A 24279-nucleotide genomic window follows, 5' to 3' on the forward strand; every position below is an offset into this window, starting at 1 on the left:
CTCAGATCGCGAAGGGCCCGGGATCGGCCCGCGCCTCGACCAGCCGCGCAAGGCGCTCGAGCGCCTCGGCGGCGTCGCCCTGCGCCCCGGCGGCCCCGAAGAAGGCGCCCGCCAGCGCGCCGATGCGCCCACCGGCCTCGCGGCGCGCCCAGACGAGCTGATGCAGCGCGATGAGGGCGATGGCGCGCGTCTCCGACAGCGCCTCCTCCAGCGTCTCCAGGGTGGTGAGGGCGTGGCACCACAGATCCTCGACGCCGTGGGAGGTGCTCGCGCCGCTGGCGAAGGCGCGCATGCCCGCCCGATGGCGCAGCCTTTCGAGCCGCGCCTGCGCGTGCTTCGGCCACTGGATGAGGCCGGGCCCGGCGTCCGGCCCGTGGCCGGGCGGCGCGTCGCCGCCGGCGTGCTGGGCGGCCTGCGCGGCGCCCCATGCGACCATGAGCAGCGCCTCGATCAGGGCCCCCGACCGCACCGTGAGGCCTGGCGCGAGAAATCCACCATTCGCGACATGGCGGCCCTCGTCGGCGAAGAACAGCGGATTGCAGGCGGGCTGGCCGAGCGCGCCGTCGATCTCCGCCAGCCAGTCGCGCGCGGCGGCGAAGAGGCAGGCGGTCTGCTGCGGCAGCGTCCTCGCCGAGACGGGCGCCTGCCGCGCGCGCTCGGCCTCGGGCAGGTCGCGCGCCATCGCGTCGAGCAGCGCCGCAAGGGCGGGGTCCGGCGGAAACAGCCGCGCCGAGAACGCGCCGCGGCTCACGCCCGAGGCCAGCGCCGTCTCGGCCGCGAGCAGGGCGAAAAGGCGCCAGAACGCCCCGAGCGCCGGGGCGAGCGCCGCCGCCGCGCCCACCGCCACGAAGGTGCCGTTCACCAGGGTCATCGCCTCCACCGGCGCGAGCGCCGGCGCCGGCGCCCGGCCATGGGCGAGGGCGGCGCGCGCCCAGTGCGCCGCAGGGATCACGTCGCCGCTGGAATAGGAGGCGCGGCGCGGCGCGAGCGGATTGAAGGCCGGGTCCAGCGTCGCCTCGGCGACGCGGCGGGTCACGGCGCCCGAGAGCGGCGCGCCGCCGGCGTCTAGGCTCCAGAGCTTGGCCAGCCCGATGGCGCGCGCCGTCGGGGCGTCGAACCAGGGCGGCCCGCCGATGGCGTGCGCGGCGAGGAACGCCTGCGCATAGGCGTCCGCGGCCTCCGGCGCGATCGGCTCGCCGTCGCGATGGCCCGGCAGGGTGTTGGCGCCGTAGACCCGCCGCCCCGGCGCCGCGAGATAGGCGTCGAAGGCCCGGAAGGCGGCTTCCTGGCGCGCCGCCAGCGCCGCGACGCCGAGCCGGTCCTCGCCGTCGCGCGCCATGGCCAGCAGGGCCGAGAGGCGGGGCGTCGGGCTCATCGCGCGCGGCCCATCGCCCAGAACGCCGCGACCGCGACGATGCACAGCGCGACGACGTTCAGCGTGAGGTCCACCGGCAGGGCGCGCATCAGGTCAGTGACGCCGGGCGCGGGGTCCACGTCGCCCACATCGCGGGCGAAGGCGAGCGCGTCCTGCGCGGTCTGGAACACCTGCGTGCCGCCGACGACGATGAACACGAAGCTCACCAGCCGACGATAGACCTCGGCGCGGCGGCGCTCGGCCTGCCGCAGCTGCCGCTCGACGAAATCGAGCCGGATGCGGCAGGCTGCCTTGAGCTCCTCGAAGTTGAAGCCCGCCATGATGGCGGCGACATGGGCCCGTCTGGGCCCCTGCAGGCTCTCCACGAAGAGCAGATACTCGCTCTCGAGTTCGGCGCTGAGATGCTCCAGCCGCTCGACCTTGCGCTCCAGCCGCGCCGCCGCCCGCATGGGCTCCCGCACCGAGACCGAGCGCAGCAGCCGGAGCTGGCTGGCGGCGAGCAGTTCGAACATCACATAGAAGAACTGCGTCTGCCGCATCAGCGCAAGATAGGTCGGGAGCAGTTCCGGGCAGAACAGGAACGTGTTGCCCCAGCCGAGGGTGAAGGGCTCGCCATGCGGCGCGGCGTCGGGATAGGCGCGCGCGAACCACGCGGCGCCCTCCCCTGAGGCGGCGTCCGCGACATAGATCCTGTGCGCCCAGAGCATCGTCGCGCGCAGCGGGCTGCTCTCGATCACGTCGGCGTCGATGTCGTCGAAGGCGACGAAGTCCTCCGGCGCCTTCACGATGGGCTCGGGATGCGGCCACAGCTCCCGGCGGCGCGCGTTGACGGCCATGATGCGGGCGAAGCGCTCGGCGATCTGCTCGGAGACGACCGTCACCGTGTCATGGGCGAGATCGGTCAGCGCGCGCTCAAGCATCGAGGCGTCGTCCAGCGCGCCGAGCGCCGAGGCCGGGGCGTCGATCTCAAGCGTCAGCATCGCCATCGTGTTGTCGTAGAGCGCCACCGACGCCGAGACGAACCGCGCCGAGCCGGCCAGCGCGCCGCCGGCGGCGAAGCGCGCAAGGGTGTCGCCAAGCTGCGTCGGCGTCAGGTCGACGGTGGCCACCGGGCTGGAGTACCAGTGCTCGCGATCCTCGGCGACGGCGCGGTAGCGCAGGAAGCCCTCTCCCGGTCGCGGCAGGCGGCCGGGACGGGCGGCGAAGCCGTCATGGGCGGCCATCGTCCGGCATGCGGCGCGGGTCAGTTCCCACAGCGCCTCGGGATGGCTGAACGCCACATAGGTGTCGAGATTCAGCGTCGTCCGGAAGGGCGCCGCGAGAGCGATGCGCATGGCCATTTTCCCGCCGCCGGGCGAACGATGCCGAGCGAGGGTAGGAGGCCGCCGTCCGGGGCGTCAACCCGGCTTGCTGCGCGCGGTCGCGCGCCGCGGCGGATCAGACCGCCACCGAGTGCCGCGCGCCGGCGCCGAGATAGGCGTCGAAGGCGCTGGCGGCGACGCGCGCGAGCGGCCGCCCGCGCGGCGTGAGCGCGACCCGCTCGCCCTCGACCGTCGCCAGCCCGTCGGCGACCATCGGCGCCAGCGCCGCCGCCGCGTCGCTCCACCAGCCCTCGGGCCTCGCGAAGCGCCGCGTCGCCTCGCCCATGTCGGCGGCGAAGTCGCACATCAGGCGCTCGATCACCCAGGCGCGCGCGCGGTCGTCGTCGTCGAGCGCGACGGCCTTCGCGACCGGCAGCCGGCCCTCGCGCACGGCGCGCGACCAGGCGCCGGTCTCTGCGAGGTTCTGGACGATCCCCTCGCGGGTGCGGCCGATGGCGGTCGCGCCGAAGGGGATGAGCGTCCCGGCCGCGTCGGTCGTGTAGCCCTGGAAGTTGCGCCGCAGGCCGCCGGCGCGCGCGGCCTGCGTCAGCGCGTCGCCGGGCAGCGCGAAATGGTCGATGCCGATCGGCGCGTAGCCTTCGGCGCGCAGCGCCGCGGCGGCGGCCTCCGCCTGGGCGATGCGCTCCGCGGCGCCGGGCAGGTCGGCGTCGGCGATCATGCGCTGGTTCTTCGCCATCCACGGCACATGGGCGTAGCCGAACAGCGCCAGCCGGTCCGGCCGCATCGCCGCGCAGAGCCGGGCGGTGTTCTCCAGCGCCGCGACGGTCTGCTTCGGCAGCCCGTAGATGAGATCGAAGTTGACGCTGGCCACGCCCGCGCGCCGCAGCCCCGCCACCGCCGCGGCGACCATCTCCGGCGGCTGGATGCGGTTGATCGCCGCCTGCACCGCGGGGTCGAACTCCTGCACGCCGAAACTCGCGCGGGTGAAGCCCAGCGCGCCGATGGTCTCGATCATCTCGGGCGTCAGCGTGCGGGGGTCGCTCTCGATGGCGATCTCGGCGTCCTCGGCGAAGTCGAAGCGCAGCGACAGGCGCGCCATGACGCGCGTCAGCGCCTGCGGGCTGAGCGCGGTCGGCGTGCCGCCGCCGAAATGGAGATGGCCGACCGACATCCGGCCCGGCAGCGCGGCGGCGACCAGATCGATCTCCGCCAGCAGATCCTCCACATAGGCGTCGAGCACGCTCTCGCGGGCGACCAGCTTCATGTTGCAGCCGCAGTACCAGCACATCTTCCGGCAGAACGGGACGTGGAGGTAGAGCGAGACCGGCGCGGTCGGCTCGACGCCCGACAGCCAGCCCGCCCAGGCCTCCGTGGTGAACCCGGGGCGCATCTGCGGCGCGGTGGGATAGCTCGTGTAGCGCGGCGCGGGCCGCGCGGCGTAGCGGGCGATCATCGGGTCGATCGACGCGGGCCGACTGGCGTTCATGGCTTTCCCCTCGAAATTCCGTGCGGCGTCGCCATGTCTTGAACGACGGAGCGTCCACCGCCTTGATCCGTCGCAACCAGTCCGATCACGGGGAGCCGATCCCATGACCGAAGCCGAAGACCTCCACGCCAGACTCGAAGCACTCGAGAACCGCCTCGCTGAGCAGCGCAGCCACGTGAACGACCTCGACGAGGATCGCCGCCGCGGCCTTGGCGCGCTGCTGGAGGCGCTGTCGGAGCAGATGGACCGCCACGACGGCGCGCAGGGCGGCTCATCCTGAGCCGTCCAGCACGATCTCGAATCGGCAGGCCGGCGCGCCCGCCGCGCAGCAGGCGGTCTCGCGCACTTGGGCGCGCGGGCTGACCAGGGCGGCGAAAAGCCCCTCGAACACGGCCGCGTGCCAGCGGCAGCCGCCGACCGCCAGCGGATTGCCCGCGATCTCCACCACCGGGCGCCGCCATCCTGAGACCCGCACCCGGCCGGAGCCGGCGAAGGTCCAGGCGTTGGCCCTGATCGCCAAGAGCAGCGCGCGCGCCGCGAGCGGCCGGGGCAGCCGCGCCATCAGCCGCCGCGCCGGCGCGGGAATGCGGTTGGCGAGCAGATAGGCCGCGACGCGCCGGCCCGCGTCGGCCGCAGCCTCCGGAGCGCGCCGCGCCATCTCGCGGTGCAGGCGCGCGACGCCGGCCTCCCCGGCCATGCCGTCGGGCGGCGCAGCGAGCCAGTGCGCCACGCCCGCCGCCCCGAACACCTCCGCCGCGCAGGCCTCGCCGCCCAGCGCCCGCAGCGCCGCGGCGGTCTGGATGACGGCGTTGGGGCCGATGCGGGCGGGCTGCCGCGCGTGGCCGTCGGCGGCTACGGCCGCCGGGGCGCCGATGGCGGGCGCCGCGCTCATTCGGCGCCGACCCGCTCGCCTTCCAGCGCCTGCGGCATCTGGAAGCCGCCGCCCTGCGCGGCCTTCGCATACTCCTTGCGCGCCTTGACCTTGCGCGAGCGCTCGGCGGCGGCGTGCCAGTCCTCCATCTGCGCGGGCGCGATCCGCCGGCTCTTGTCGAAGTGGAAGTCGACCTTCTTCTTCGACTGCGGCCCCCAGTAGTTGATCTTGCCGAGATCGTAGAACTTGCGCTCGAAGCCGGCCTTCAGGAACGCCTTGAGGCAGCCGAGCAGGTACTTCCGCCGGAAGCCGGTCCCGCGCCACGGGTAGTGGAACAGCGCCTTGATCATGTAGAAGCGGCGATAGTTGTTCATCACCCGGTCGAGCAGCTCGGCGCGGTCCATCGCCTCGGGCTTCATGATCGGGGTGACGAAGTTGTACTTCTCGAAGTCGAACACCTCGACCTTGTCGCCCAGCTCCTGGAACAGCGGCGTGAACGGCCACGGCGTGTACATCGCCCAGTTGGCGAGGTCGGGGTCCCACTCGCGGGCGAAGCGGTAGGTCTCCTCCAGCGTCTCGGCCGTTTCGTTCTCCAGCCCGACGATGAACTGCGCCTCGACGAAGATGTCCGCCTTCTTGAGCGACGCGATGGCGCGGCGGTTGTCCTCGACCTTGGTCTCCTTGTTGAAGCGGTCGAGCTTCATCTGCGCCGCGGCTTCGGTGCCCAGCGAGACATGCACCAGCCCCGCCTTGCGCCAGAGCGGCAGCTCCGCCTCGTCGCGCAGGATGTCGGTGACGCGGGTGTTGATGCCCCACTTCACGCGGTCGGGCAGGCCACGGGCGATCAGCTCCTCGCAGAACTCCTTGAACTTCCTGCGGTTGATCGTCGGCTCTTCGTCGGCGAGGATGAAGAAGCCCACCTGATGGTCGTTCACCAGCTTCTCGATCTCGTCCACGACCTTCTTCGGGTCGCGCACGCGATAGTCGCGCCAGAACTTCCACTGCGAACAGAACGAGCAGGTGAATGGGCAGCCGCGCGCCATGTTGGGGATGGCGACGCGCACGCCGAGCGGGATGTATTTGTACTTCTCCCACTCCAGCAGCGACCAGTCGGGGTCGAGCCCGTCGAGGTCGCGCACGGTGGAGGCGGCCTGGGTGGCCTTGATGGTCTCGCCCTCGCGGAACGCCAGCCCCTTGATGCGGGCGCGGTCCTCGGGCCAGCGGCCCTCGGCGACGCAGGTCACGAGGTTGGCGAAGATCTCCTCGCCCTCGCCGCGCACGATGACGTCGATCCACGGCGCCTCGCTCAGCACCTGCTTGTACATGAAGGTCGCGTGGATGCCGCCGAGCACGGTGACGGCGTTCGGGCAGGTCTCGCGGGCGATCTCCAGCGCGCGCTCGGCCTTGTAGATCGACGGCGTGATGGCGGTGGCGCCCACGAGGTCGGGCTTCAGCTCGGCGAGCCTCGCGGCCAGCGCCTCGTCGCTCATGTCATTGGTCATGGCGTCGATGAAGGTGATGTCGTCGAAGCCCTTCGCCTTCAGCGGACCGGCGAGATAGGCCACCCAGGCGGGCGGCCAGGAGCCGGCGATCTCGGCACCGCCGGAATGGTAGTTGGGGTGGATGAGCGCGATGCGCATCGCCGTCGCCTCCCTGCGCCGTTGTTGTAAGCTCAGGCTACCCATCAACCTGTCAGGCTGAATTGACATCGATCAACCGCCTTGCAGCAGCGCACGGGTTCGGCGCAGGGTCCGCGCGCGCCGGCGTGGCGCGGGCGAGGGCATCCCGATGGCGGAGAAGCAGGGCGGCGTCGATCTGACGGCGGCGACGATGGGCGTGGCGTTCGCGCTGATCTGGTCGAGCGCCTTCACCTCCGCCAAGATCGCGCTGGTCGACGCGCCGCCCTTCCTCATGCTCGCGGCGCGCTTCGGCCTGGCGGGGGCCCTCGCGGTCGGACTCGCGCTCGCGCTCGGCCAGCGCCCGCCGCGGGACGGGGCGACATGGCGGGCGATAGCGCTTTTCGGCCTGTGCCAGAACGCGCTCTATCTCGGCCTGAACTTCCTCGCGATGACCAAGGTGCCGGCGGGGCTCGCGGCGATCATCGCCAGCGCGTTGCCGCTCGCCGTCGCCGGCCTGAGCTATCTCTGGCGGGGAGAGCGTCTCGCGCCGCTGGCGCTGGCGGGTCTGGCGGCGGGCTTCGCCGGCGTGGCGCTGATCATGGCCGGCCGCGTCGCCGGCGGGGCGGACCCGCTTGGCGTGGCGCTTTGCCTCGTCGGCCTCATGGCGCTGGCCGTGGCGACGCTCACCGTGCAGGGCGCGGGCGCCGGCACGGGCCTGCTGATGGCGGTGGGGCTGCAGATGCTGGTCGGGGCGGCGGCGCTGGCGCCGGTCGGCCTGATCTTCGAGAGCGTCGCCGACGTCCGGCCGACCCTCTCGCTGGCGCTGGCCTTCGCCTACACCGCGCTGCTGCCAGGCCTCGTGGCGACGATGATCTGGTTCCGGCTCGTCGCGCGCATCGGGCCGACGGCGGCGAGCGCGTTCCACTTCCTGAACCCTGCGCTGGGCGTCGCCATCGCCGCGGCGCTTCTGGGTGAGACCGTGACCACGCTCGATTTCGTCGGCGTCGCGGTGGTGACGGCCGGCATCGCCGCCGTGCAGCTTTCCCGGGCGCAGGCGCGATGACGTGGCTCCGCCGGGGCGGCGGCGCCGCCGCCCCGGACGCGGCGCGCTACTTTTTCGGCGCGCCGGCCTTGGGCTTGCCGGTGCCGCCGGTCAGACGGGCGGCGAGATCGGGCGTGGCCGGCGCAGCCTTGGGCTTCTCCTGCTTCGGCTTCTTGGCCTCGCGGTTCGATTTCTGGTGCTTGGACATGTGTCAGGCGCTCCCCCGGAAGGGGTCGCTGGCGGGCGACGTCGCCCGGGCGGCCGAGCGCGCGCCGGGTTTTCCGGACGACCGCCATGGCCGTCCGCGCGCGCTCTGATCGATGAGGTGATCCCGCGGCGGGGGGCTGTCAAGGTGGCGCTGCGACCGGCTCAGGGCTCGTCCCACGACCGCCTGAGCCGCTCGCCGACCATGCAGTCGAGTCGCCGCGCCGCCTGCGCGCGCGCCACGGGGGGCGGCGCCAGCCCCGCCACTTCGAGCACGAGCTTGCGGCGGATCGCGTCGGCGAGTTCGGCCTCCGCCGTGACCGGCAGCACGAAGTGTCCCGGGCCGCCAACGACGCAGTCCGCATAGTACTGCGCGAGCCCGGCGCCGATCCAGGACGGCCGGAGCATCAGCGGCAGGCCGTTGATGGTGACGCCCCGCGCCAGCGCCGCGTCGCGCGCCGCCTCCACGGGGCGGCCGCGGCTGTTGGCGCCGTCGCCCGAGACGTCGATCACCTTGCGCCAGCCCTCGAAGCCGTTGCCCTCGAACATCTCCACGGCGTAGTCGAGCGCGCCCGAGATCGACGTGCCGCGGATGAGGCTGAGCGGCGCGGCGGCGAGCTCCTCGGCGAAGGCGCGGGCGGCCTCCGGCCCGTCGATGAGACGCCAGTCCATCACGACGACCTGCGACGTCGGGCCGGCCCACTCCAGATAGCTGAGCGCGATGCGCCGCCACGCGCCTTCGCGCAGCGCGGCGGCGAACGCGTCGCTGGCGATGGCGGCGACATAGCCCTCGCGCTGGAGACGCTTTTCATCGCGGTCCATCGAGCCCGACATGTCCACCGCGAGCACGAGTTCGAGGTCGACCTCCCGCTCCGCTGCGCCGGCGGCGCAGGCGAACAGGAGCGCAAGGATCGACGCCGCGGGTTTCATGGGCCGGATTATAGCGCGCCCGCGCCCCACGGCGAACTCCCGCCGCAGCGCGTCCGTCGCAAAGCCTTTGCCGAGCCACTCGTTCTTTCGTAGGAGGAAGGAATGGTCAGAGCGCAGAAAGCGGCGAAGCCGCGCTATCACCACGGCGACCTGAAGGTTGCGCTGATCGAGGCGGCGACGCGCATCGTTTCGGAGAAGCGCGTCGAGGGCTTCACCGTGGCCGACGCGGCGCGGGCCGCCGGCGTATCCTCCGGCGCGCCCTACCGTCATTTCGCCGACCGCGACGATCTGCTCGACCACGTCGCCGCCGCCGGTTTCGAGCGCCTGTCCGACGCCACCGGCCACGCCATGGCGCAGCACCCGGCGGGGTCGATCGAGGGGCTGGTCGCGGGCGGCTGCGCCTACATCGACTTCTCGGCCGGCAACCCGGAGCTGACCCATCTGATGTGGGGCGCCACGCGCCCGACCGACGGGGCCTGCGCCGCCCGCGCCAAGGGCGATCAATGCAGCGGCATCTTCATCGAGCGGTTCAAGGACGTGCTGCGCGCCCACGGGCTCGACGACATGGAGCCGCACGCCGCCAGCGCGCCGCTCTGGGCCATGGTCCACGGCTTCGCGACGCTGCTGATCGGCGTGGCGGAGAAGTTGCCGCGCGACCGCGCCGAGATACATGCGAGCGTCGACATGGCGACGCGGGCCTACTTCACCGGGCTGCGGGCCATGCGCGGCCTGCCGGCCTGCGAGGCTCAGGCGCCCCTCGGCTGACGCTCCGCCGCCCGGCGCAGGGCGTCGCGCGAGGTCGGCTCCGGCCCGTAGGCCAGCCTGTCGAACATCGCGAGCGTCGCCGGGTCGAGATCTCCGGCCTGCGCGCGACGTCGCGCCGCCCGGCGGGCCGCGAAGGCGTCGCCGCGCGCCACCGCGGCGCGCAGGCCGGCGCGGGCGCGCCACAGCTCGATCCGAGCCGCGACCGGCGCGAGGGCGCGCCGCGCCCGGACGGCGACCGCCGCCAACGCCTCGCGCGCAGAGAGTCCGCGCCGCCGCGCCGCCGCCGCGATCGCGCCTGCGCCGAGCGCCAGTCCGCCGGCGAAGCCGAGCGGCCCGGCCCAGCGCGCCGCGCGCTCCAGCCGCTCGTCCCGGCGCTCGACCCCGAACACGGCGCCATCCACCGCGAAACGTCGCGCCGGCAGCGCGATCTCGCGCATCTCGCGCGCGCGGGTGTCGAACCACGGAATGCGCAGCGGCGGGATCAGCGACGGCTCAGGCGTGTCCGGCGTGATCGTCCAGCGCCAGACCACAGTCGTCACCGGCCCGTCGGGTGTGATCTCTACAGTCCGGATCTCGTCTTCGGGAAAGACGAACACGGCGTCGGTGTCGATGTCGGGCGTCGTCGGCATCCGGTCCGGCGTCAGGCCGTGCGCCAGCAGGGTCACGGTGCGCACGGCGACCTCGCCGATGTCGAGCGCGTCGGTCGGGCCGCTCCATGTCTCGTCGACGTGCAGCGCCGTCAACGGCAGCCAGCGGTCCGGCCCGGCCTCGCCCGCCACCGGCGGCGGCGCGATCCTCAGCGTCGCCGGCGGCGCGATCATCGTCACCTCCTCCCGCTCGCCGCGGCGGGGGATCAGCGTGAGCTGGTGGCCGAAGCTCGGGATCTCCAGCGTCCCTGACTTCTCCGCCCACATCGCATAGCGCCGTTCGAAGACGCGGCGGGCCAGCCCGTCGACCATTTCATCGAACCAGCGGTCCCGGCCGAGCTGGACCCAGGAGAGCCCGGGGGTCTCGGGCGCCTCTAGGTTCTCCAGCGCCACGCCGCCGCCATAGACGCCCCTGAGCGTCACCGGGATCATCTCGCCGACATAGATCTCCGGCCCCAGGGGCGCGGGAACGATGGCGAGCGACCAGTCCGCGGGCGCGTCCGCCGCGCCCCGCCCGGCGACGCAGACCGCCAGCAGCAGAAGGGCCGCGCGGCGCGTCATCGCGGGTCCGCCGGTTCGGGCGGCGCGAGGCCGGCCTCGGCCCGGCGCGCCTGCTCGGCGCGAATCGCGGCCTTGAGATAGGCCGCCGGCGCGTCGGGGAAGGTCTCCAGCCACAGCCTGTCGGCGCGGCGGCCCTTCGCGTCCGGCATGCGGCGCACCTGCTCGCGGCCGAGCGCGACCACGGCGGCGAGCTCCGAGCGCGCCTGTTCGAATTCGCGCGCGGCGCCGCCGTCGGCGCTCACGGCCTCGTCGTAGGGCGAGACGTTCTCGGGGTCGCCGGACCCGTCCCCGGCGCCCTCCACGCCCGGCAGGATGTCGCCGCGGGCGCCGCGCCAGACCGAGGCCACGACGGCGCGGTTCTCCGCGGCGCGCAGGTCGTCGGGCGTGCGCGCGAGCACGGCGTCGTAGCTGGCGAGCGACAGCTCGTAGTCGCCCGAAAGCGCGAGCGCCGCCGCGCGATTGTAGCTCGCGCGCGGCCCCGCGACGCGAAACGCGGCGGCGGCGCCCTCCCAGTCGCGCGCGGCGAAGCGCGCACGGCCCTCCAGGAACGGGTCGCCCGCCAGCGCGGCGGCGGCGCCGGGCGCTCCGAGCGCGAGCGCCAGCCGCGCCGGCGCATCCCCGCCGCCGACCGCGAGGGCGGCCCCGGCCAGCGCCGCCGCGGCGGCGAACAGGCCAGCCGCCAGCCTCACGCCCGCCGCCTGAACATCAGCAGCAGCGGCGCAAGCGCGAGCACGGCGAGGCCCCGCCCCCAGTCGCGCCACGCCAGCGCGGCGAGGCCGGCCTCGCGCAGCCGCGCGTCGAAGCCTGCGCCGAGGCGCTCGGCCAACGCGCCGGCCTCATGGGCCCGCGCGCCGCGGCCGCCGCCAGCCTCCGCGAGACGGGCCAGCGCAGCGGGGTCGCGCGGGGCTTCGTCGTCGACAGGCGGGGCGTAGACGGTCCAGAGCCGCGCGCCCGAACGGCGCAGGCGCCGCGCGGCGTCCATCGCGGCGTCGTCGACGCCGCCGCCGTCCGAGATCAGCACCGCGTCGCCCGAGAGGATGCCGGCCCGGCCGAACTGCGCCGCGGCGAGGTCCAGCGCGCGGGCGGGGCGCGAACCGGGGTCGGGCACCGTCTCGCCGTCCAGCCCGCCGAGCATCCGGCTGACGGCGTCGCGGTCGACAGTGAAGGGCGAGGCGACATAGGCGTCGCCGCCGTAGACGATGACGCCGACGCCCCGCGTGCCGGCGGCGTCCATCAGCACCCGCGCCGCGACGACCGCGCCGGTCGGCGGCCCCGCCGACGTCATGGAGGGCGACAGGTCGAGCAGGATCGCCATGCCGTCGAGGTTGCGCAGGCCTTCCGCCCCGCCGTCGCGCCGCATGGCCGGGCCGGCCAGCGCCGCAGCGAGGATCGCGATGACCACCGCCGGCGGCCAGAGCCCGCGCCCGTCGCCGGGCCGCACCCGGCCAAGCGCCGCCATGGCGGCCATCAGCGCGGGGTCCATCGCGCGCCGCCAGGCGCCGAGCCCCGTCGCCATCCGCCGCCGCCGCAGCCAGAGCGCGAGCGCGAGCGGGATCGCCAGCAGCCACCACGGCCGCAGGACCGCGACCTCCGCCAGCCAGCTCACGTCGCCCGCCCCAGCGCCAGCGACAGCGCGGCGGCCAGCAGCGACAGCGCGGCGGGCCAGGGCCAGAGGTCGCGCCACGCGGCGATGCGCGGCGCGTCGGTGGGGCTGGGCTCCAGCGCGTCGAGCGCCGCGTCGACCGCGCGGAAGTCCTCGCCGTCGCGCACGCGGAACGCGGCGCCGCCGCTGGCGTGGGCGATCTGCGCCAGCGTCACGTCGTCGACGGCGTTGCGGTCCTGCGAGCCCTCGCCGCGCGCCAGCGGCCCCAGCGCGATGGTGTGGACCCGCACGCCCATTTCCGCCGCCAGCGCGGCGGCCTCCTGCGGGCGCACCATGCCGGCGGTGTTCGTGCCGTCCGACAGCAGGATGACGACGCGCGAGGGCGCGTCGGAACGGTCGAGCCGGCGCAGAGCGAGCCCCAGCCCGTCCGATATCGCCGTCGAGCGGCCGGCGACGCCGATGGTCATGCCCTCCAGCGCCTGCGCCACGGCCTCGACGTCGAAGGAGGGCGCCGCGGCGACGAAGGCGTGATCGCCGAACACCACGAGGCCCACCCGGTCGCCCGCGCGCCCCCGCACGAAGTCGGCGGCCACGCGACGGGTGACGTCGATGCGCCGGGCCTGCGCCCCCCGATAGACGAAGTCCTGACGCTCCATGCTGCCGGACAGGTCGATGGCGAGCAGGACGTCGCGCCCCGAGGGCGGCGCGACCGGCGCGTTCTCAAGCGTCCGCGGCCCGGCGAGCGCGAGCAGCAGCGCGAGCCATGCGACCCAGGGCGCCAGCGTCGCGCCCATGCGGGCGGCCAGCGCCGCCTCGGCGCCGCGGCTCATGGCGGACACGCTCTCCGGCGCGGCCATCGCAGCGCTGGCGGCGCGGGCGCGCGGCCCGTATCGCAGCATCAGCAGCGGCAGCGGCGCGAGCAGCAGCGCCCAGGGGTCGGCGAAGCCGGGCGTCGCGTCGAGCATACGGGCGATCAGCTCATCCACGGCGTCGGCGTCCCCCGGCGCGGCGCAGCGCGGCGAGAGCCGCGCGCGCGGCCTCCTCGACGGCGTCGGCCTCCGCCGGCCCCGGCGGCGCGTCCCCGGCGTAGAGGCGCGCGCGGGCGTCGAGCAGCGCGGCGGGCGCCGGGCGGCCGACCCGCACGGCGAAGGCTTCCGCCCAGGACGATCCGCCGGGCGCCCCGCCCGGCGCCCCGTCGCGCACGCCGTCGCGGCCTGCGTCGCGCACGCCGTCGCGGACTGCGGCCAGAATGGCGGCGACGCGGTCCGGCGGCGGCAACTTCCGCGCCGCCTTGAGAGGGTCGCGCCCGCGCGCGGCGCGCGGAGCGAAGACCAGCAAGGCGAGCGCCGCGGCGACGAGGCAGCCGAGCGCGACCGCGAGCAGGACGTCTGAGACGAGCGCATCCGTGGTGACGGCGGCCGGGCGCAGCGGGTGCAGCCGCGCGAGCAGCGCGTCGGGCTCGATGGGAATGGCGCGCGCCGGCTCCGCCATGGCGCGCCTCAGCCGCCCGAGGGCCGGCGCCGGCGGCGCCCGGCGGCGTCGAGCGCGGCCAGCACGCCGGCCAGATCGGCCGAGGCGTCAAGCAACGCCGCGCCGCCCGCGCGCTCGGCCAGTGCGCGCCGCGCGGCCAGCCCCGACGCGGCGGCGGCCCCGCCGAGGATCCGCGCCCAGAAGGCGGCGCCGACGGCGTCGGCGACGGGGTAGACGCCGGGCGGCGGGTCGGTCTCGAACGGATCGGTCGCGAGCAGCGTGGCGAGCCGCGCGCGACGCCCCAGCGCCTCCAGCGCCGCGGCGATCCGCCCGCGCTCGGCCCCGAGCTCCTCCAGGCTGCTGGCGAGCGCCGCGTCGGCGCCGGTCGGCGCGGCGCGCGCGGCTTCCTCCAGCGCCTCAGCCATCGCCGCCGCGCCGTCTCCCGCCGCGGCGCCGGCCTCCAGCGCGCGGGCGTGGGCGCTCACCAGCGCGCCAGCGGCGGCCTCCATCCCCAGCGCGCCGGGGCGCATCGCTGAGCGGACGACGCCGCCGGCGGCGACCGCGAGCAGGCCGACGCGCCCGCCGGCCTCCGCCGCGCGCCAGCCCGCGGCGGCCAGCGCCTCGGCGGCGGCGACCGAGCGCAGCCGCCCGCGCGTGCCCCACAGCATGGCGGGCCGGAAATCGGCGATCAGCAGGAGCGCATGGGCCCGCTCGTCATGGAAGTCGCGCACATGGGGCCGTCCGGTGCGGGCGGTGACGTGCCGATCAAGCGCGCGCGGGTCGTCCCCGTCCACGAAGGGCCGCACGTCGCGCGGCTCCATGCCCCTGCCCCGACTCCGCGAGACGACCGAGCCCGGCGCGCCGGCGGCGGGCCGCGCCGGCGTCCGGCGCACCGCGAGCCGCAGCGCGCGCAGGGCGTCGAGCGTCACCGCGACGCCGGGCGCCGCCAGCGCCGCCGCGTCGACGGCGGTCACGGCGCGGGAACCTGCGCCAGCAGCCGGGCGACGACGCCGCGCGCGTCTACGCCCTCGGCGGCGGCGCGCCAGTCGACGGTCATGCGATGGGCCAGCGCGTCGCCGGCGAGCTCCGCGACATCCTCGGGCATGGCGTGGTCGCGCCCCAGCAGCCAGGCGCGCGCCTTGGCGCAGGCCGCCAGCGCCAGCGTCCCGCGCGGCGAGACGGGGTGCTCGATCGCGGCGGCGGCGCCCTCGCCCTCGCGCGTCGCGGCGACGACGCCCACGATGTGGTCGCGCAGCACAGGGCTGAGATGGGTGGTCATCGCCGCAGCCCGCGCCCCGCGCACGGCCTCGGCGGAGAGCCTCGGGGGCGGCGGCGGCGCGGCGGCCGTCTCCTCCCGCTCCACGAGGTCGAGGATGGCGCGCTCTGCGGCGCGGCCGGGCATCTCGAGCTTCACATAGAGCAGGAAGCGGTCGAGCTGCGCCTCGGGCAGCGGAAACGTGCCCTCGTGTTCGATGGGGTTCTGGGTGGCCACCACCATGAACGGGTCAGGCAGCGGGCGGGTGACGCCGCCGCTCGTCACCTGATGCTCGGCCATCGCCTCCAGCAGCGCCGACTGAACCTTGGGCGGCGCACGGTTGATCTCGTCCACCAGCACCAGCGAGGCGAACACCGGCCCGGGCGCGAAGTCGAAGGCCCCGGTGTCGGGGCGATAGACCGCGGCGCCGGTGAGGTCGGCGGGCATGAGGTCGGGCGTGCACTGGATGCGGTTGAAGCCGCCCTCGACGCCCATCGCGAGGCGCTTGACCGCGCGGGTCTTGGCGAGGCCCGGCGCGCCCTCCAGCAGAACGTGCCCGCCGGCGAGCAGACCGACCAGAAGGCGCTCGACAAGGCGCTCCTGCCCGATCAGCGCGGCGTTCATGGACGCGCGCAACCCCTCCACCATGGCGTGAAGATCATCGGCGCCCGAGGACGCATTGGTTCGGACGTTCACCGTCTCTCACCCTTTCCGTCGCGCTTCTCATCCCGTGAGAACGGAGGCTATGGCCGCGGCGGCGGGTTGTCGATGGCGGCGTCGCCGGAAAGGGCTCGCGTGATGAAGAGGGGCCGGCGCAGACGCGCCGACCCCTTCAGCCGAAGGGCGAATCAGATCGATTCGGCGATCCAGTTCGAGATCGCGGTCTTGGGCGCCGCGCCGACCTTGGTGGCCGCCACCTTGCCGTCCTTGAACAGCATCAGCGTCGGGATGCCGCGCACGCCATATTTCGACGGCGCGCCCGGATTGTCGTCGATGTTGATCTTGGCGATCTTCACCTTGCCGTTCATTTCGCCGGCGATTTCCTCAAGCGCCGGGCCGATCTGCTTGCAGGGGCCGCACCATTCGGCCCAGAAATCTACCACGACCGGCGTGCCGGACTTGAGCACGTCGGACTCGAAACTGTCGTCCGTAACCGAGACCGTCGTCATGGCTCGCTCCTTGGGTGGCGGGCGCTTCGCCCGGGAGAAGTGAAGCTATGGACGGCCCCGGTGACGGTCAAGAAGCCGGCGCCCGGCGCAGGCGCGCGGCGGGGTTGCGTCGGCGGCGCCCCTGCGCGCCGCAGGGGCGTTGACGCGGGGCAGCCGGCGGCTAGCTTCGGCGCGACCCAGACGAGGAGCGAGCTCATGAAATTCGGCATCGGACAACCGGTTCGCCGCAAGGAGGACGCGCGCTTCCTCACCGGCCGCGGCGCCTATGTGGACGATCTCGCCCCGCGGGACGCGCTGCGCGCCTTCGTGCTGCGCAGCCCCGTCGCCCACGCCCGGCTGACCGTGACGGACGCGGAGGCCGCGCGCGCCGCGCCGGGCGTGCGCGGGGTCTGGACCGGGGCGGACGTCGCCGGCCGGCTCGCGCCGCTCGCCTCGGCCTTCCAGCTCGACGGCGCGCTGGAGGCCGCGGCGCTCAAGACCGCGCAGCCGCATCTCGCGACGGAGCGCGTGCGCCATGTCGGCGAGCCGGTGGCGCTGGTCGTCGCCGACACGCTCGCCGCGGCGCGGGACGCCGCCGAACTGATCGGCGTCGACTACGAGGAGCTGGCGCCGGTCGTCCGCCCGGAGGATGCGCTGGCCGACGGCGCGCCGCGGCTCCATGACGCGGCCGCCGGCAATCGCGCCTATGTCTGGGAGCTGGGCGACGCCGCCGCCACCGAAGCGGCCTTCGCGCGGGCCGCCCATGTCGCGCGGGTCACGGCGGTCAACCAGCGCGTCGTGGTGGCGTCGATGGAGGCCCGCGCGGCGACGGCGCGCTACGACGCGGCGACGGAGCGCTGGGAGGTCTGGATCGGCAGCCAGGGCGCCCATGGCGCGCGGGGCCGGCTGGCGGCGGCGCTGATGGTTCCGCCGGAGCGCATCCGCGTGCACACGCCCGATGTCGGCGGCGGCTTCGGCATGAAGCTGATGGGCCACCCCGAGCACGGGCTGGTCGCCTTCGCGGCGAAGGAGCTCGGCGCGACGGTGCGCTGGATGGCGGAGCGCTCCGAGGCGATGCTGTCGGACGCGCAGGGTCGCGACCTTACGACGGACGCTGAGGGCGCCTTCGACGCCGAGGGCCGGCTCATGGCGTTCCGCTGGCGCTCGCGCTCCAACCTCGGGGCCTACTGCTCGTCGATGGGCGCCTTCGTGCACACCGCGGCCTCGGCGCCGATCACCGGCGGCATGTACCGGCTGCCGGCGATGCACTCGCGCATCGAGGGCGTCTTCACCAACACGCCGCCGACCGACGCCTATCGCGGCGCCGGCAGGCCGGAAGTCATCTACGTCACCGAGCGCCTGATGGAGCGCGCGGCGCGCGACCTCGGGATCGACCCCGTCGAGCTGCGGCTGAGGAACCTGCTGACCCCGCAGGAGCTGCCGCACGAGACGCCGGGCGGCATGGTCTTCGACAGCCTCGACCCCGCCGCCAACGTGCGCGCGGTCGTCGAGGCGTCCGACCGCGCCGGCTTCGCGGAGCGGCGCGCGGCGGCCGAGGCGCGCGGCTGCGCGCTGGGCTGGGGGCTGGCGTACTACATGGAGCGCACCGGAGGCGGCCCGTCGGAGCGCGCCGTCATCGCGCTGGGGCCGGAAGGGCGCGCGGTCATCACCGTCGGCACCCAGTCGAACGGGCAGGGCCACGAAACGGCATGGGCGCAGATCGCCCATCAGGAGCTGGGGCTCGACTTCGAGAGCATCAGCCTCGCGGCCGGAGACAGCGACGCGCTGCCGCTCAGCGGCGGCACCGGCGGCTCGCGCTCGCTGATCATGGCCAGCCGCACCATCATGGCCGCCTCCGCCGACATGGTCGCCAAGGCCAGGGCGCTGGCCGCCGACCGGCTGGAGGCGGCGGAGGCCGACATCGCCTTCGAGCCGGCGGAGGGAGGCGTCTTCCGCATCGTCGGCACCGACCGGACCGTGACGCTGGTGGAGCTCGCCGCCGGGCATGGCGGGCTGACCGGCGAGGGCGCCGTGGACGACCGCGTGTCGACGCACCCCAACGGCGCCCATGTCGCCGAAGTCGAGATCGAGCTCGACACCGGGCGGCTGAGGCTCACGCGCTACACGATGGTCGACGATTTCGGCCGGCTGGTGAACCCGCTGCTCGTCGAGGGGCAGGTCCATGGCGGCGTGGCGCAGGGCGCGGGCCAGGCGATGATGGAGGCGATGCGCTGGGACCCTGAGACCGGCCAGCCGCTGACGGCGAGCTTCATGGACTACGCCATGCCAAGGGCCGACGACGCGCCGATGTTCTCGCTGGCCTTCAACGAGAACGCGCCGACGCCCTCCAACCCGCTTGGCGTGAAGGGATGCGGCGAGGCCGGCGCCGTCGCCGCGATCCCCGCTGTGACGCTGGCGGCGCTCGACGCGCTGGCGAGCCGCGGCGCGCCGGATGTCGAGACGCCGCTGACCGGCGAGAAGCTGTGGCGCGCTCTGAACGCGGGCGTGCGCGGGGCGGCTGCGGGCTGAGCGGCCGCCGGCCGCCGGCTGCGGGCTGCTGGGACAGGCCGACCATGACCCTGCGCGTCACGCGCCGAGGGAGTGCGGAGCGCGGCGAAGGGTGCGCCTGAGCCGGGCGCGGCCGTCATGGACGCGCAGATCGGCGTGGAGATCCGGCGTGCGCGCCACGGCGCGGCCGGGGTCGACCTCCGCCGCGACGAAGAAGGACCGCGCGACGCCAGCGACCGCGTCCAGCGGCAGCCGCCCGCCGTGCGGCTTGGGCGCCGTCCAGCGCAGGGCGCCGCCGCGCATCGGATACGGCGCATCAGGCGCAATCGCGGGGCTGCGCAGCGTCAAGGGCAGGATCCTGACGATGCGTCGTTCGCCGCGCGCCGGGGCCAGGCGCGCCCGGCTGCGGCGCCGGGCGTCGATGGCGAGTAGCCGGAGCGGGAGGCGGACGAAACGAAAAGGGCCTCCCCGTCGGGGAGGCCCTTCCGCCGCGCGGCGGGAGCTGTTCTGGTGGAGCCAAGGGGAGTCGAACCCCTGACCTCTTGAATGCCATTCAAGCGCTCTCCCAACTGAGCTATGGCCCCAGATGGTCCCGCCGTCGCGTGCGGGCGGATGCTTACGCCCGCACGCTTCCGAGCGCAAGGGCCTGCGGAGCCGATAGTTGCGCCGCCGCCCCCGCCGCCCGAGCGTCAGCGCTTGCCGTCGTCGTCGTCTTCGGAGAGCCCGCCGAGTTCGTCCTCCACGTCGTCGTCATCCTCGTCGTCCGGCAGCAGCACGTCGTCGTCCTCGACGATCGCCTCGTCCTCGTCGTCGTTGACGGCGGCCGGCGCGACCTTCACCGCGCCGTCGTCATCGTCGTCGTCGTCGTCGAGCACCACCGCCGCGTCATCGGCGTCGTCGTCGTCGTCGTCGACGAGCACATCGTCCTCGACCTCCACCGCCTTGGCGGGCGCAGCGGCGCGCGCGGTGGAGCGCACGCGCTTGCCACGCTGGAGCATTTCGACTTCGAAGATCGCTCCGCACTCGGGGCAGGCGATCGGGTCGCGGTTCAGGTCATAGAATCGCGTCGCGCAACTGGCGCACTGGCGTTTCACGCCCCATTCGGGTCTGGCCATGTTGGTCCTCGGCGACCGGCGCCGTCGCGGCGCGTTCTGAGAAGCGCGCCCGATGCCACAGCGCGGAGGCGCTGTCAAAGGGCGGCGTCTCAGACCGCGGCGAGGCCGTGGGCGGCGAGCAGGCCCAGCAGCGTCTCCATCGCCGAGAGGCGGTGTGCGCGGTGGATCGATCGGGCTTCCTCCGCCTCGCCGCGGGCGATCGCCTCGACGAGGCGTCGGTGATCCTCGCTGGAGGCGTAGGGCGCCGGACGAAGCGGCAGCGTGAGGAGCCGGGCGCGGCGGGCCTGATCGGCCATGGTGGCGACGACGCCCGCAAGCCGCCGGTTGCCGGCCAGCGCGACGAGGGCGGCGTGGAAGGCGTCGTCGGCCTCCGCCCAGCCGCGCCGGTCGCCCCGGTCCAGCGCGGCGGTCATGGCCTCGGTCTGCGCGCGCAGCGGCGCGAGCGCCGCCGCATCGGGCCTTGCGCGGGCAGCCTCGAAGGCCGCAAGCGACTCCAGCTCGGTGAGGATCGCGTATATCTCCTCCATGTCGCGCGCCGACAGCGGCAGCACCCGCAGGCCCCGCCGCGGCCGCACCTCCACCAGCCCCTGTTCGGCGAGGATGACCGCCGCCTCGCGCACCGGCGTGCGCGACATGCCCAGCATCTCCGCCAGTTCGGCCTCCAGATGCGTGGAGCCCGGCGGCAGCCGGTTGGTCACGATCATCTCGCGCAGCGCCGCCAGCGCCCGCTGCGACTGCCCCTTGGCCGGCGTCATCGCGGCGTCTCGACCACCGCGCCGGTCTCGGCGGAGCGGTAGACGGCGGCCTCGACGTCGATCACGGCGAGATAGTCCCGGCCGGTGTTCTCCAGCGCCGCGCCCTCGGCGAGATGGGCGATCACATGGGCCTGCAGCGCGCCCACGCAGTCGCCCCCGAAACCGTCGAGCGGCCAGCCGCCGGCCGCCTCGGTCGCTGCGCGCTCGCCCGTCCTACGCAGCCCGAGCGCGCCGAAACCGTCGAGCGTGAGCGCGCCGCCGTCGCCCTCGACGATCAGCTCGCCCATGGTGAGGCGCGGGTTGTCCGCGGCGTGGTCGAGCAGCCGGTTGCCGTCGAAGAGCGTGCGCACGCCGCCGGCGTGACGCATCAGGATGAAGCCGGCGTCCTCGCCCGCGATCGCGGGGTTCAGCCGCCGCAGGTCCGCGAACACGGCCGCCACCGGGCCGAACAGGAAGCGGAACACGTCGATCCAGTGTACTGCGGTCTCATGGACCAGAAAGCGCTCCATGGTCTGGAAATAGGGCTGGCGGTCGAGATAGGCGCGCGGCCCCCGCCCGTCGCCGGGCCTGAGCCGGAACGTCGCCTGCCGCGGAACGCCGATCTCGCCCGCATTGATCAGCGCCTTCGCCGCGCGATGCCAGGGCTGGAAGCGGAAATTCTCATGGACGACGAGCGGCACGCCGGCGCTTTCGGCGAGGTCGACGGCGGCGCGCGCCTCGTCGGCCCCGGCGCAGAACGGCTTCTGGCAGACGACCACGCGCAGGCCGCGCGGCGCGGCGAGCGCGGCGCGGATCAGGCCGAGATGCGCCGCCGGCGGCGCGACGATGTCGAGGATGTCGGGCCGCAGCGCCGCCAGCATCGCCGCCGCGTCGGTTCCCGTCGCGACGCCGCCCTCTGGGCCGTGCTCCGGGCCGCCATCGGCGCCGGCCAGCCGCGTCGCCAGAGCCTCGGCCTTGCCGGGAACGGGGTCGGCGAGGCCCGCCAGGCGCGCGCCGGGAAGCCGCAGCCACGCCTCGGCGTGAAAGGCGGCGAAGTATCCCGCGCCCGCCTGCAGCACCGAGAGCGGGGCCACGGGCTCAGCCGCCCGCCGGCTGGGCCGTCAGCGCCGCCGCCACCGCGGCCGCGGCCTGCGCCGTGGTCGCCCGCCCGCCGAGATCGGCCGTCCGCGCCGCCGGGTCGGCGAGCGCCGCATCCACCGCCCGCTCCAGCCGCGCCGCCGCCGCGCAGAGGCCCGCATGGCCGCGCCGCTCGCCCAGCCAGTCCAGCATCATCGCCGCCGACAGGATCATCGCGCAGGGGTTGGCGACGCCCTTGCCGGCGATGTCGGGCGCGCTGCCGTGGCAGGGCTGGAACACCGCCTGTGCTTCGCCGATGTCGGCGGAGGGCGCGACGCCGAGCCCGCCCATCAGCCCCGCGCCGAGATCAGACAGGATGTCGCCGAACATGTTCTCGGTCACGATCACGTCGAACATGGCCGGCCGCTGCACCATCCACAGCGCCGTCGCGTCGACATAGGCGGTCTCGGCCGCGACGTCGGGGTTGAGCGCGGCCCGCTCGCGGAAGATCGCGCGGAAGAAGGCGAAGGCCTTGAACACGTTCGCCTTGTCCACGCAGTGGACGAGCCCCCTCCCCCGCCCCAGTTCGCGCCGCCGCCGCGCCATCGCGAAGCCGGCGTCGAACAGCTTCTCCGAGGTCGCGCGGGTGATCTCCAGCGTCTCCCGCGCCCGGTCGGCCTCGACCACGCCCCGCCCATGGGAGGCGAACAGCCCTTCGGTCGATTCGCGGATGATGACGAAGTCGAGCGCCGGCGCGCCGGCCAGCGGCCCCGGCGCGCCGGGGATCGTGCGCACCGGACGCACGCCGGCGAAAAGGCCGAACGCCATGCGCAGGGCGATCTGCGGCGAGATCTCGGTGCCGTCGGGGTAGCGCACGTCGGGCAGCCCCATCGCCGAGAGCAGGATGGCGTCCGCCGCGCGGGCCGCGTCAAGCGACGCTTCGGGCAGGGCCTCGCCGGTGTCGCGATAGCAGCCTGCGCCGGCGGGCAGCGCCCGGAATGCGAACTCGACGCCGGCCTCGGGCGCGAGCGTCTCCAGCAGCGCCAGCGTCGGGGCCATCACCTCCGGCCCGATGCCGTCGCCCTCGAGAACCGCGATCTCCAGCCGCATCCGCCGTCTCCTCCGCGAGCCCGCTCCCCAGCGATAGCAAGCAAGCGCCGCACTGGGAATGCATGCGTTGCGACATGCGTTGAGACGTGCATGATCGTCCGCGAGGCAGCCGGGGGAGGCGTTTCGGGCATGTTCTGCGTCACCGTGGAGTTCACGATCGACCCGGGCCGGCGGGACGCGTTCCTCGCGCGCATGAAGCGGCAGGCCGACGCATCGCTCTCGCTCGAACCGGGCTGCCGCGTGTTCGAGGTCTGGGTGGAGGACGCGCGCCCCGACGAGGTGCGGCTCCACGAGGTCTATGACGACGCCGCCGCCTTCGAGGCCCACCTCGCCAGCGTCCACTTCAACAGCTTCGCCGCCGACATCGGCCCGATGGTGCGGGAGCGCCGCCTGCTCACCTGGAGCCGCAGGCTGTGAGCGGGTTGGCGCGCAGGGCGCTGTTCCGCGGCGGGCCGGAGGTCTCGCGCCTCTGCCTCGGCACGATGATGTTCGGCGACCAGGCCGATGAGACGGCGACCGCGGCGATGCTCGACCGCTACCTCGGCGCCGGCGGCGACTTCATCGACACGGCCGATGTTTACGCCAACGGCGAGAGCGAGCGCCTGCTCGGCCGCATGCTCGGGCCACGCCGCGACGGGGTGATCCTCGCCACCAAGGCGGGCAACGCGATGCGGGACGTCCCCGGTTCGGGCGGGCTTGGCGCAAGGTGGATCGCCGAGGCGGCCGACGCGTCGCTGCGCCGGCTCGGAACCGACGTCATCGACCTCTACTACCTGCACCGCGACGACGAGACCACGCCGCTGGAGGAGACCGTCGGCGCGCTGGCGAAGCTGATCGCGGCGGGCAAGGTCCGCTGGTGGGGCTTCTCCAACCACCGCGCATGGAAGATCGCCGAGATGGTCAGGGTCGCCGACGCGCTGGGCGCGCCGCGCCCGGTGGTCGCGCAGCCCTACCACCATGCGCTGAACCGGCTGGTGGAGATCGACTACATTCCGGCCTGCGCGCATTTCGGCGTCGGCGTCGTGCCGTACTCGCCGCTGGCGCGCGGCGTGCTGACCGGCAAGTATCGCACGGCCAGCCCGCCGGAAGGCTCGCGCGCCGCCCGCGCCGACAAGCGCATGATGGAGACGGAGTTCCGCCCCGAGACCCTCGCCGCCGCCGGCCGCCTCGCCGACCACGCCGAAGCGACCGGGCGCGCGCCGGCGGCGCTGGCGCTGCAATGGGTGCTCGCCAACGCCGCGGTCTCCAGCGTGCTGATCGGGCCGCGCAACGCCGCACAGCTCGACGGGTATCTCGCGGCGATGGAGGCGCCTTACGGGCCGGAGGACGAGGCGCTCGTCGAGAGCCTCAATCCGTCCGGCCACGCGCCGGCGCCCGGCTACGCAGACCCGCAATATCCCTATCGCGGACGCCTGTACGGCGCGGCGCAGTGAGTCG

At 74.6% G+C, this 24279-nt stretch carries 26 protein-coding genes and 1 tRNA gene; 6 read left to right on the forward strand and 21 right to left on the reverse strand.

Going from position 1 to position 24279, the window contains the following annotated elements; genetic code table 11:
* Position 1: 1 nt before the first annotated feature.
* The 3 genes from BLW43_RS15945 to hemN all read right to left on the reverse strand — a co-directional run bounded on the left by BLW43_RS15945 (position 2) and on the right by hemN (position 4183).
* Positions 2-1375 carry an aromatic amino acid lyase gene (locus BLW43_RS15945; RefSeq protein WP_139284093.1) on the reverse strand — a complete coding sequence of 458 codons (1374 nt, stop codon included), beginning with the start codon at positions 1373-1375 and terminating at the stop codon, positions 2-4.
* The gene (locus tag BLW43_RS23640; RefSeq protein WP_093254979.1) at positions 1372-2709 is read right to left on the reverse strand and encodes a hypothetical protein; all 1338 of its coding nucleotides are present in this window, start codon (positions 2707-2709) and stop codon (positions 1372-1374) included. The genes BLW43_RS15945 and BLW43_RS23640 overlap by 4 nt, the downstream gene beginning before the upstream one ends.
* Before the next feature lie 103 nt (positions 2710-2812).
* Complete coding sequence (gene hemN / locus BLW43_RS15955; RefSeq protein ID WP_217632208.1) at positions 2813-4183, reverse strand: oxygen-independent coproporphyrinogen III oxidase; 1371 nt, start codon at positions 4181-4183, stop codon at positions 2813-2815.
* Positions 4184-4286: 103 nt separating this feature from the next.
* On the opposite strand from hemN, the gene BLW43_RS23645 reads away from it, so the two are divergent.
* Positions 4287-4463 (forward strand): hypothetical protein, encoded by a 177-nt coding sequence (locus tag BLW43_RS23645; protein WP_175478951.1) that lies wholly within the window; start codon positions 4287-4289, stop codon positions 4461-4463.
* Here BLW43_RS23645 and bchJ read toward each other — a convergent pair.
* Both bchJ and bchE read right to left on the reverse strand, forming a co-directional pair.
* On the reverse strand, positions 4455-5075 hold the full coding sequence (gene bchJ / locus BLW43_RS15960; RefSeq protein WP_093254980.1) for a bacteriochlorophyll 4-vinyl reductase: 621 nt from the start codon (positions 5073-5075) through the stop codon (positions 4455-4457). The genes BLW43_RS23645 and bchJ overlap by 9 nt on opposite strands.
* A complete protein-coding gene (gene bchE / locus BLW43_RS15965) occupies positions 5072-6694 on the reverse strand; it encodes a magnesium-protoporphyrin IX monomethyl ester anaerobic oxidative cyclase (RefSeq protein ID WP_093254982.1) in 1623 nt (540 codons plus the stop codon). Before bchE ends, bchJ begins: the two co-directional genes overlap by 4 nt.
* 148 nt (positions 6695-6842) lie before the next feature.
* On the opposite strand from bchE, the gene BLW43_RS15970 reads away from it, so the two are divergent.
* Entirely contained in the window at positions 6843-7736 is an 894-nt protein-coding gene (locus BLW43_RS15970) for a DMT family transporter (RefSeq protein ID WP_093254983.1), read from the forward strand.
* 46 nt (positions 7737-7782) lie between these two features.
* On the opposite strand, the gene BLW43_RS23650 is transcribed toward BLW43_RS15970, so the two are convergent.
* Both BLW43_RS23650 and BLW43_RS15975 read right to left on the reverse strand, forming a co-directional pair.
* Positions 7783-7923, reverse strand: a complete 141-nt coding sequence (locus BLW43_RS23650) for a hypothetical protein (RefSeq protein ID WP_175478952.1) — start codon at positions 7921-7923, stop codon at positions 7783-7785.
* A 161-nt stretch (positions 7924-8084) separates the two neighbouring features.
* Complete coding sequence (locus tag BLW43_RS15975) at positions 8085-8849, reverse strand: DUF1194 domain-containing protein (protein ID WP_093254985.1); 765 nt, start codon at positions 8847-8849, stop codon at positions 8085-8087.
* 102 nt (positions 8850-8951) lie between these two features.
* Here BLW43_RS15975 and BLW43_RS15980 point away from each other — a divergent pair, with 102 nt between their 5' ends.
* A complete protein-coding gene (locus BLW43_RS15980) occupies positions 8952-9614 on the forward strand; it encodes a TetR/AcrR family transcriptional regulator (protein WP_093254986.1) in 663 nt (220 codons plus the stop codon).
* Here BLW43_RS15980 and BLW43_RS15985 read toward each other — a convergent pair.
* From BLW43_RS15985 to trxA, 8 genes are all read right to left on the reverse strand, one after another.
* The gene (locus BLW43_RS15985) at positions 9596-10822 is read right to left on the reverse strand and encodes a BatD family protein (RefSeq protein WP_139284094.1); all 1227 of its coding nucleotides are present in this window, start codon (positions 10820-10822) and stop codon (positions 9596-9598) included. The genes BLW43_RS15980 and BLW43_RS15985 overlap by 19 nt on opposite strands.
* Positions 10819-11511, reverse strand: coding sequence for a hypothetical protein (locus BLW43_RS22995; RefSeq protein WP_139284095.1), 693 nt, complete (start codon positions 11509-11511; stop codon positions 10819-10821). Before BLW43_RS22995 ends, BLW43_RS15985 begins: the two co-directional genes overlap by 4 nt.
* Entirely contained in the window at positions 11508-12428 is a 921-nt protein-coding gene (locus BLW43_RS15990; RefSeq protein ID WP_093254988.1) for a vWA domain-containing protein, read from the reverse strand. The genes BLW43_RS22995 and BLW43_RS15990 overlap by 4 nt, the downstream gene beginning before the upstream one ends.
* Complete coding sequence (locus BLW43_RS15995) at positions 12425-13411, reverse strand: VWA domain-containing protein (RefSeq protein ID WP_245731085.1); 987 nt, start codon at positions 13409-13411, stop codon at positions 12425-12427. The genes BLW43_RS15990 and BLW43_RS15995 overlap by 4 nt, the downstream gene beginning before the upstream one ends.
* The gene (locus BLW43_RS16000) at positions 13404-13916 is read right to left on the reverse strand and encodes a hypothetical protein (protein ID WP_093254991.1); all 513 of its coding nucleotides are present in this window, start codon (positions 13914-13916) and stop codon (positions 13404-13406) included. The genes BLW43_RS15995 and BLW43_RS16000 overlap by 8 nt, the downstream gene beginning before the upstream one ends.
* A gap of 8 nt (positions 13917-13924) precedes the next feature.
* Entirely contained in the window at positions 13925-14869 is a 945-nt protein-coding gene (locus tag BLW43_RS16005) for a DUF58 domain-containing protein (protein WP_093254992.1), read from the reverse strand.
* Positions 14866-15798 carry an AAA family ATPase gene (locus BLW43_RS16010; protein WP_093255089.1) on the reverse strand — a complete coding sequence of 311 codons (933 nt, stop codon included), beginning with the start codon at positions 15796-15798 and terminating at the stop codon, positions 14866-14868. Before BLW43_RS16010 ends, BLW43_RS16005 begins: the two co-directional genes overlap by 4 nt.
* A gap of 200 nt (positions 15799-15998) precedes the next feature.
* Positions 15999-16319 carry a thioredoxin TrxA gene (gene trxA, locus BLW43_RS16015; RefSeq protein WP_093254994.1) on the reverse strand — a complete coding sequence of 107 codons (321 nt, stop codon included), beginning with the start codon at positions 16317-16319 and terminating at the stop codon, positions 15999-16001.
* 195 nt (positions 16320-16514) lie between these two features.
* On the opposite strand from trxA, the gene BLW43_RS16020 reads away from it, so the two are divergent.
* Positions 16515-18827 carry a xanthine dehydrogenase family protein molybdopterin-binding subunit gene (locus BLW43_RS16020; protein WP_093254996.1) on the forward strand — a complete coding sequence of 771 codons (2313 nt, stop codon included), beginning with the start codon at positions 16515-16517 and terminating at the stop codon, positions 18825-18827.
* Positions 18828-18884: 57 nt separating this feature from the next.
* Here BLW43_RS16020 and BLW43_RS16025 read toward each other — a convergent pair whose 3' ends face one another.
* The 6 genes from BLW43_RS16025 to BLW43_RS16050 all read right to left on the reverse strand — a co-directional run bounded on the left by BLW43_RS16025 (position 18885) and on the right by BLW43_RS16050 (position 22842).
* On the reverse strand, positions 18885-19154 hold the full coding sequence (locus tag BLW43_RS16025; RefSeq protein WP_139284096.1) for a hypothetical protein: 270 nt from the start codon (positions 19152-19154) through the stop codon (positions 18885-18887).
* A 160-nt stretch (positions 19155-19314) separates the two neighbouring features.
* Positions 19315-19390: transfer RNA gene (locus tag BLW43_RS16030), tRNA-Ala, on the reverse strand.
* A 105-nt stretch (positions 19391-19495) separates the two neighbouring features.
* A complete protein-coding gene (locus BLW43_RS16035; RefSeq protein WP_093254999.1) occupies positions 19496-19921 on the reverse strand; it encodes a TIGR02300 family protein in 426 nt (141 codons plus the stop codon).
* A gap of 89 nt (positions 19922-20010) precedes the next feature.
* Entirely contained in the window at positions 20011-20676 is a 666-nt protein-coding gene (locus BLW43_RS16040; protein ID WP_093255001.1) for a GntR family transcriptional regulator, read from the reverse strand.
* The gene (locus BLW43_RS16045) at positions 20673-21749 is read right to left on the reverse strand and encodes a Gfo/Idh/MocA family protein (protein WP_093255002.1); all 1077 of its coding nucleotides are present in this window, start codon (positions 21747-21749) and stop codon (positions 20673-20675) included. Before BLW43_RS16045 ends, BLW43_RS16040 begins: the two co-directional genes overlap by 4 nt.
* A 4-nt stretch (positions 21750-21753) precedes the next feature.
* Positions 21754-22842, reverse strand: a complete 1089-nt coding sequence (locus tag BLW43_RS16050; RefSeq protein WP_093255004.1) for an isocitrate/isopropylmalate dehydrogenase family protein — start codon at positions 22840-22842, stop codon at positions 21754-21756.
* A 90-nt stretch (positions 22843-22932) separates the two neighbouring features.
* Between BLW43_RS16050 and BLW43_RS16055 the strand changes: the two genes are divergently transcribed.
* The gene (locus BLW43_RS16055; protein WP_245731086.1) at positions 22933-23259 is read left to right on the forward strand and encodes a putative quinol monooxygenase; all 327 of its coding nucleotides are present in this window, start codon (positions 22933-22935) and stop codon (positions 23257-23259) included.
* Positions 23256-24275 carry an aldo/keto reductase gene (locus tag BLW43_RS16060; RefSeq protein ID WP_217632209.1) on the forward strand — a complete coding sequence of 340 codons (1020 nt, stop codon included), beginning with the start codon at positions 23256-23258 and terminating at the stop codon, positions 24273-24275. Before BLW43_RS16055 ends, BLW43_RS16060 begins: the two co-directional genes overlap by 4 nt.
* Positions 24276-24279: the final 4 nt, after the last annotated feature.

This window comes from Rubrimonas cliftonensis, from assembly GCF_900107585.1.
GTDB lineage: Bacteria > Pseudomonadota > Alphaproteobacteria > Rhodobacterales > Rhodobacteraceae > Rubrimonas > Rubrimonas cliftonensis.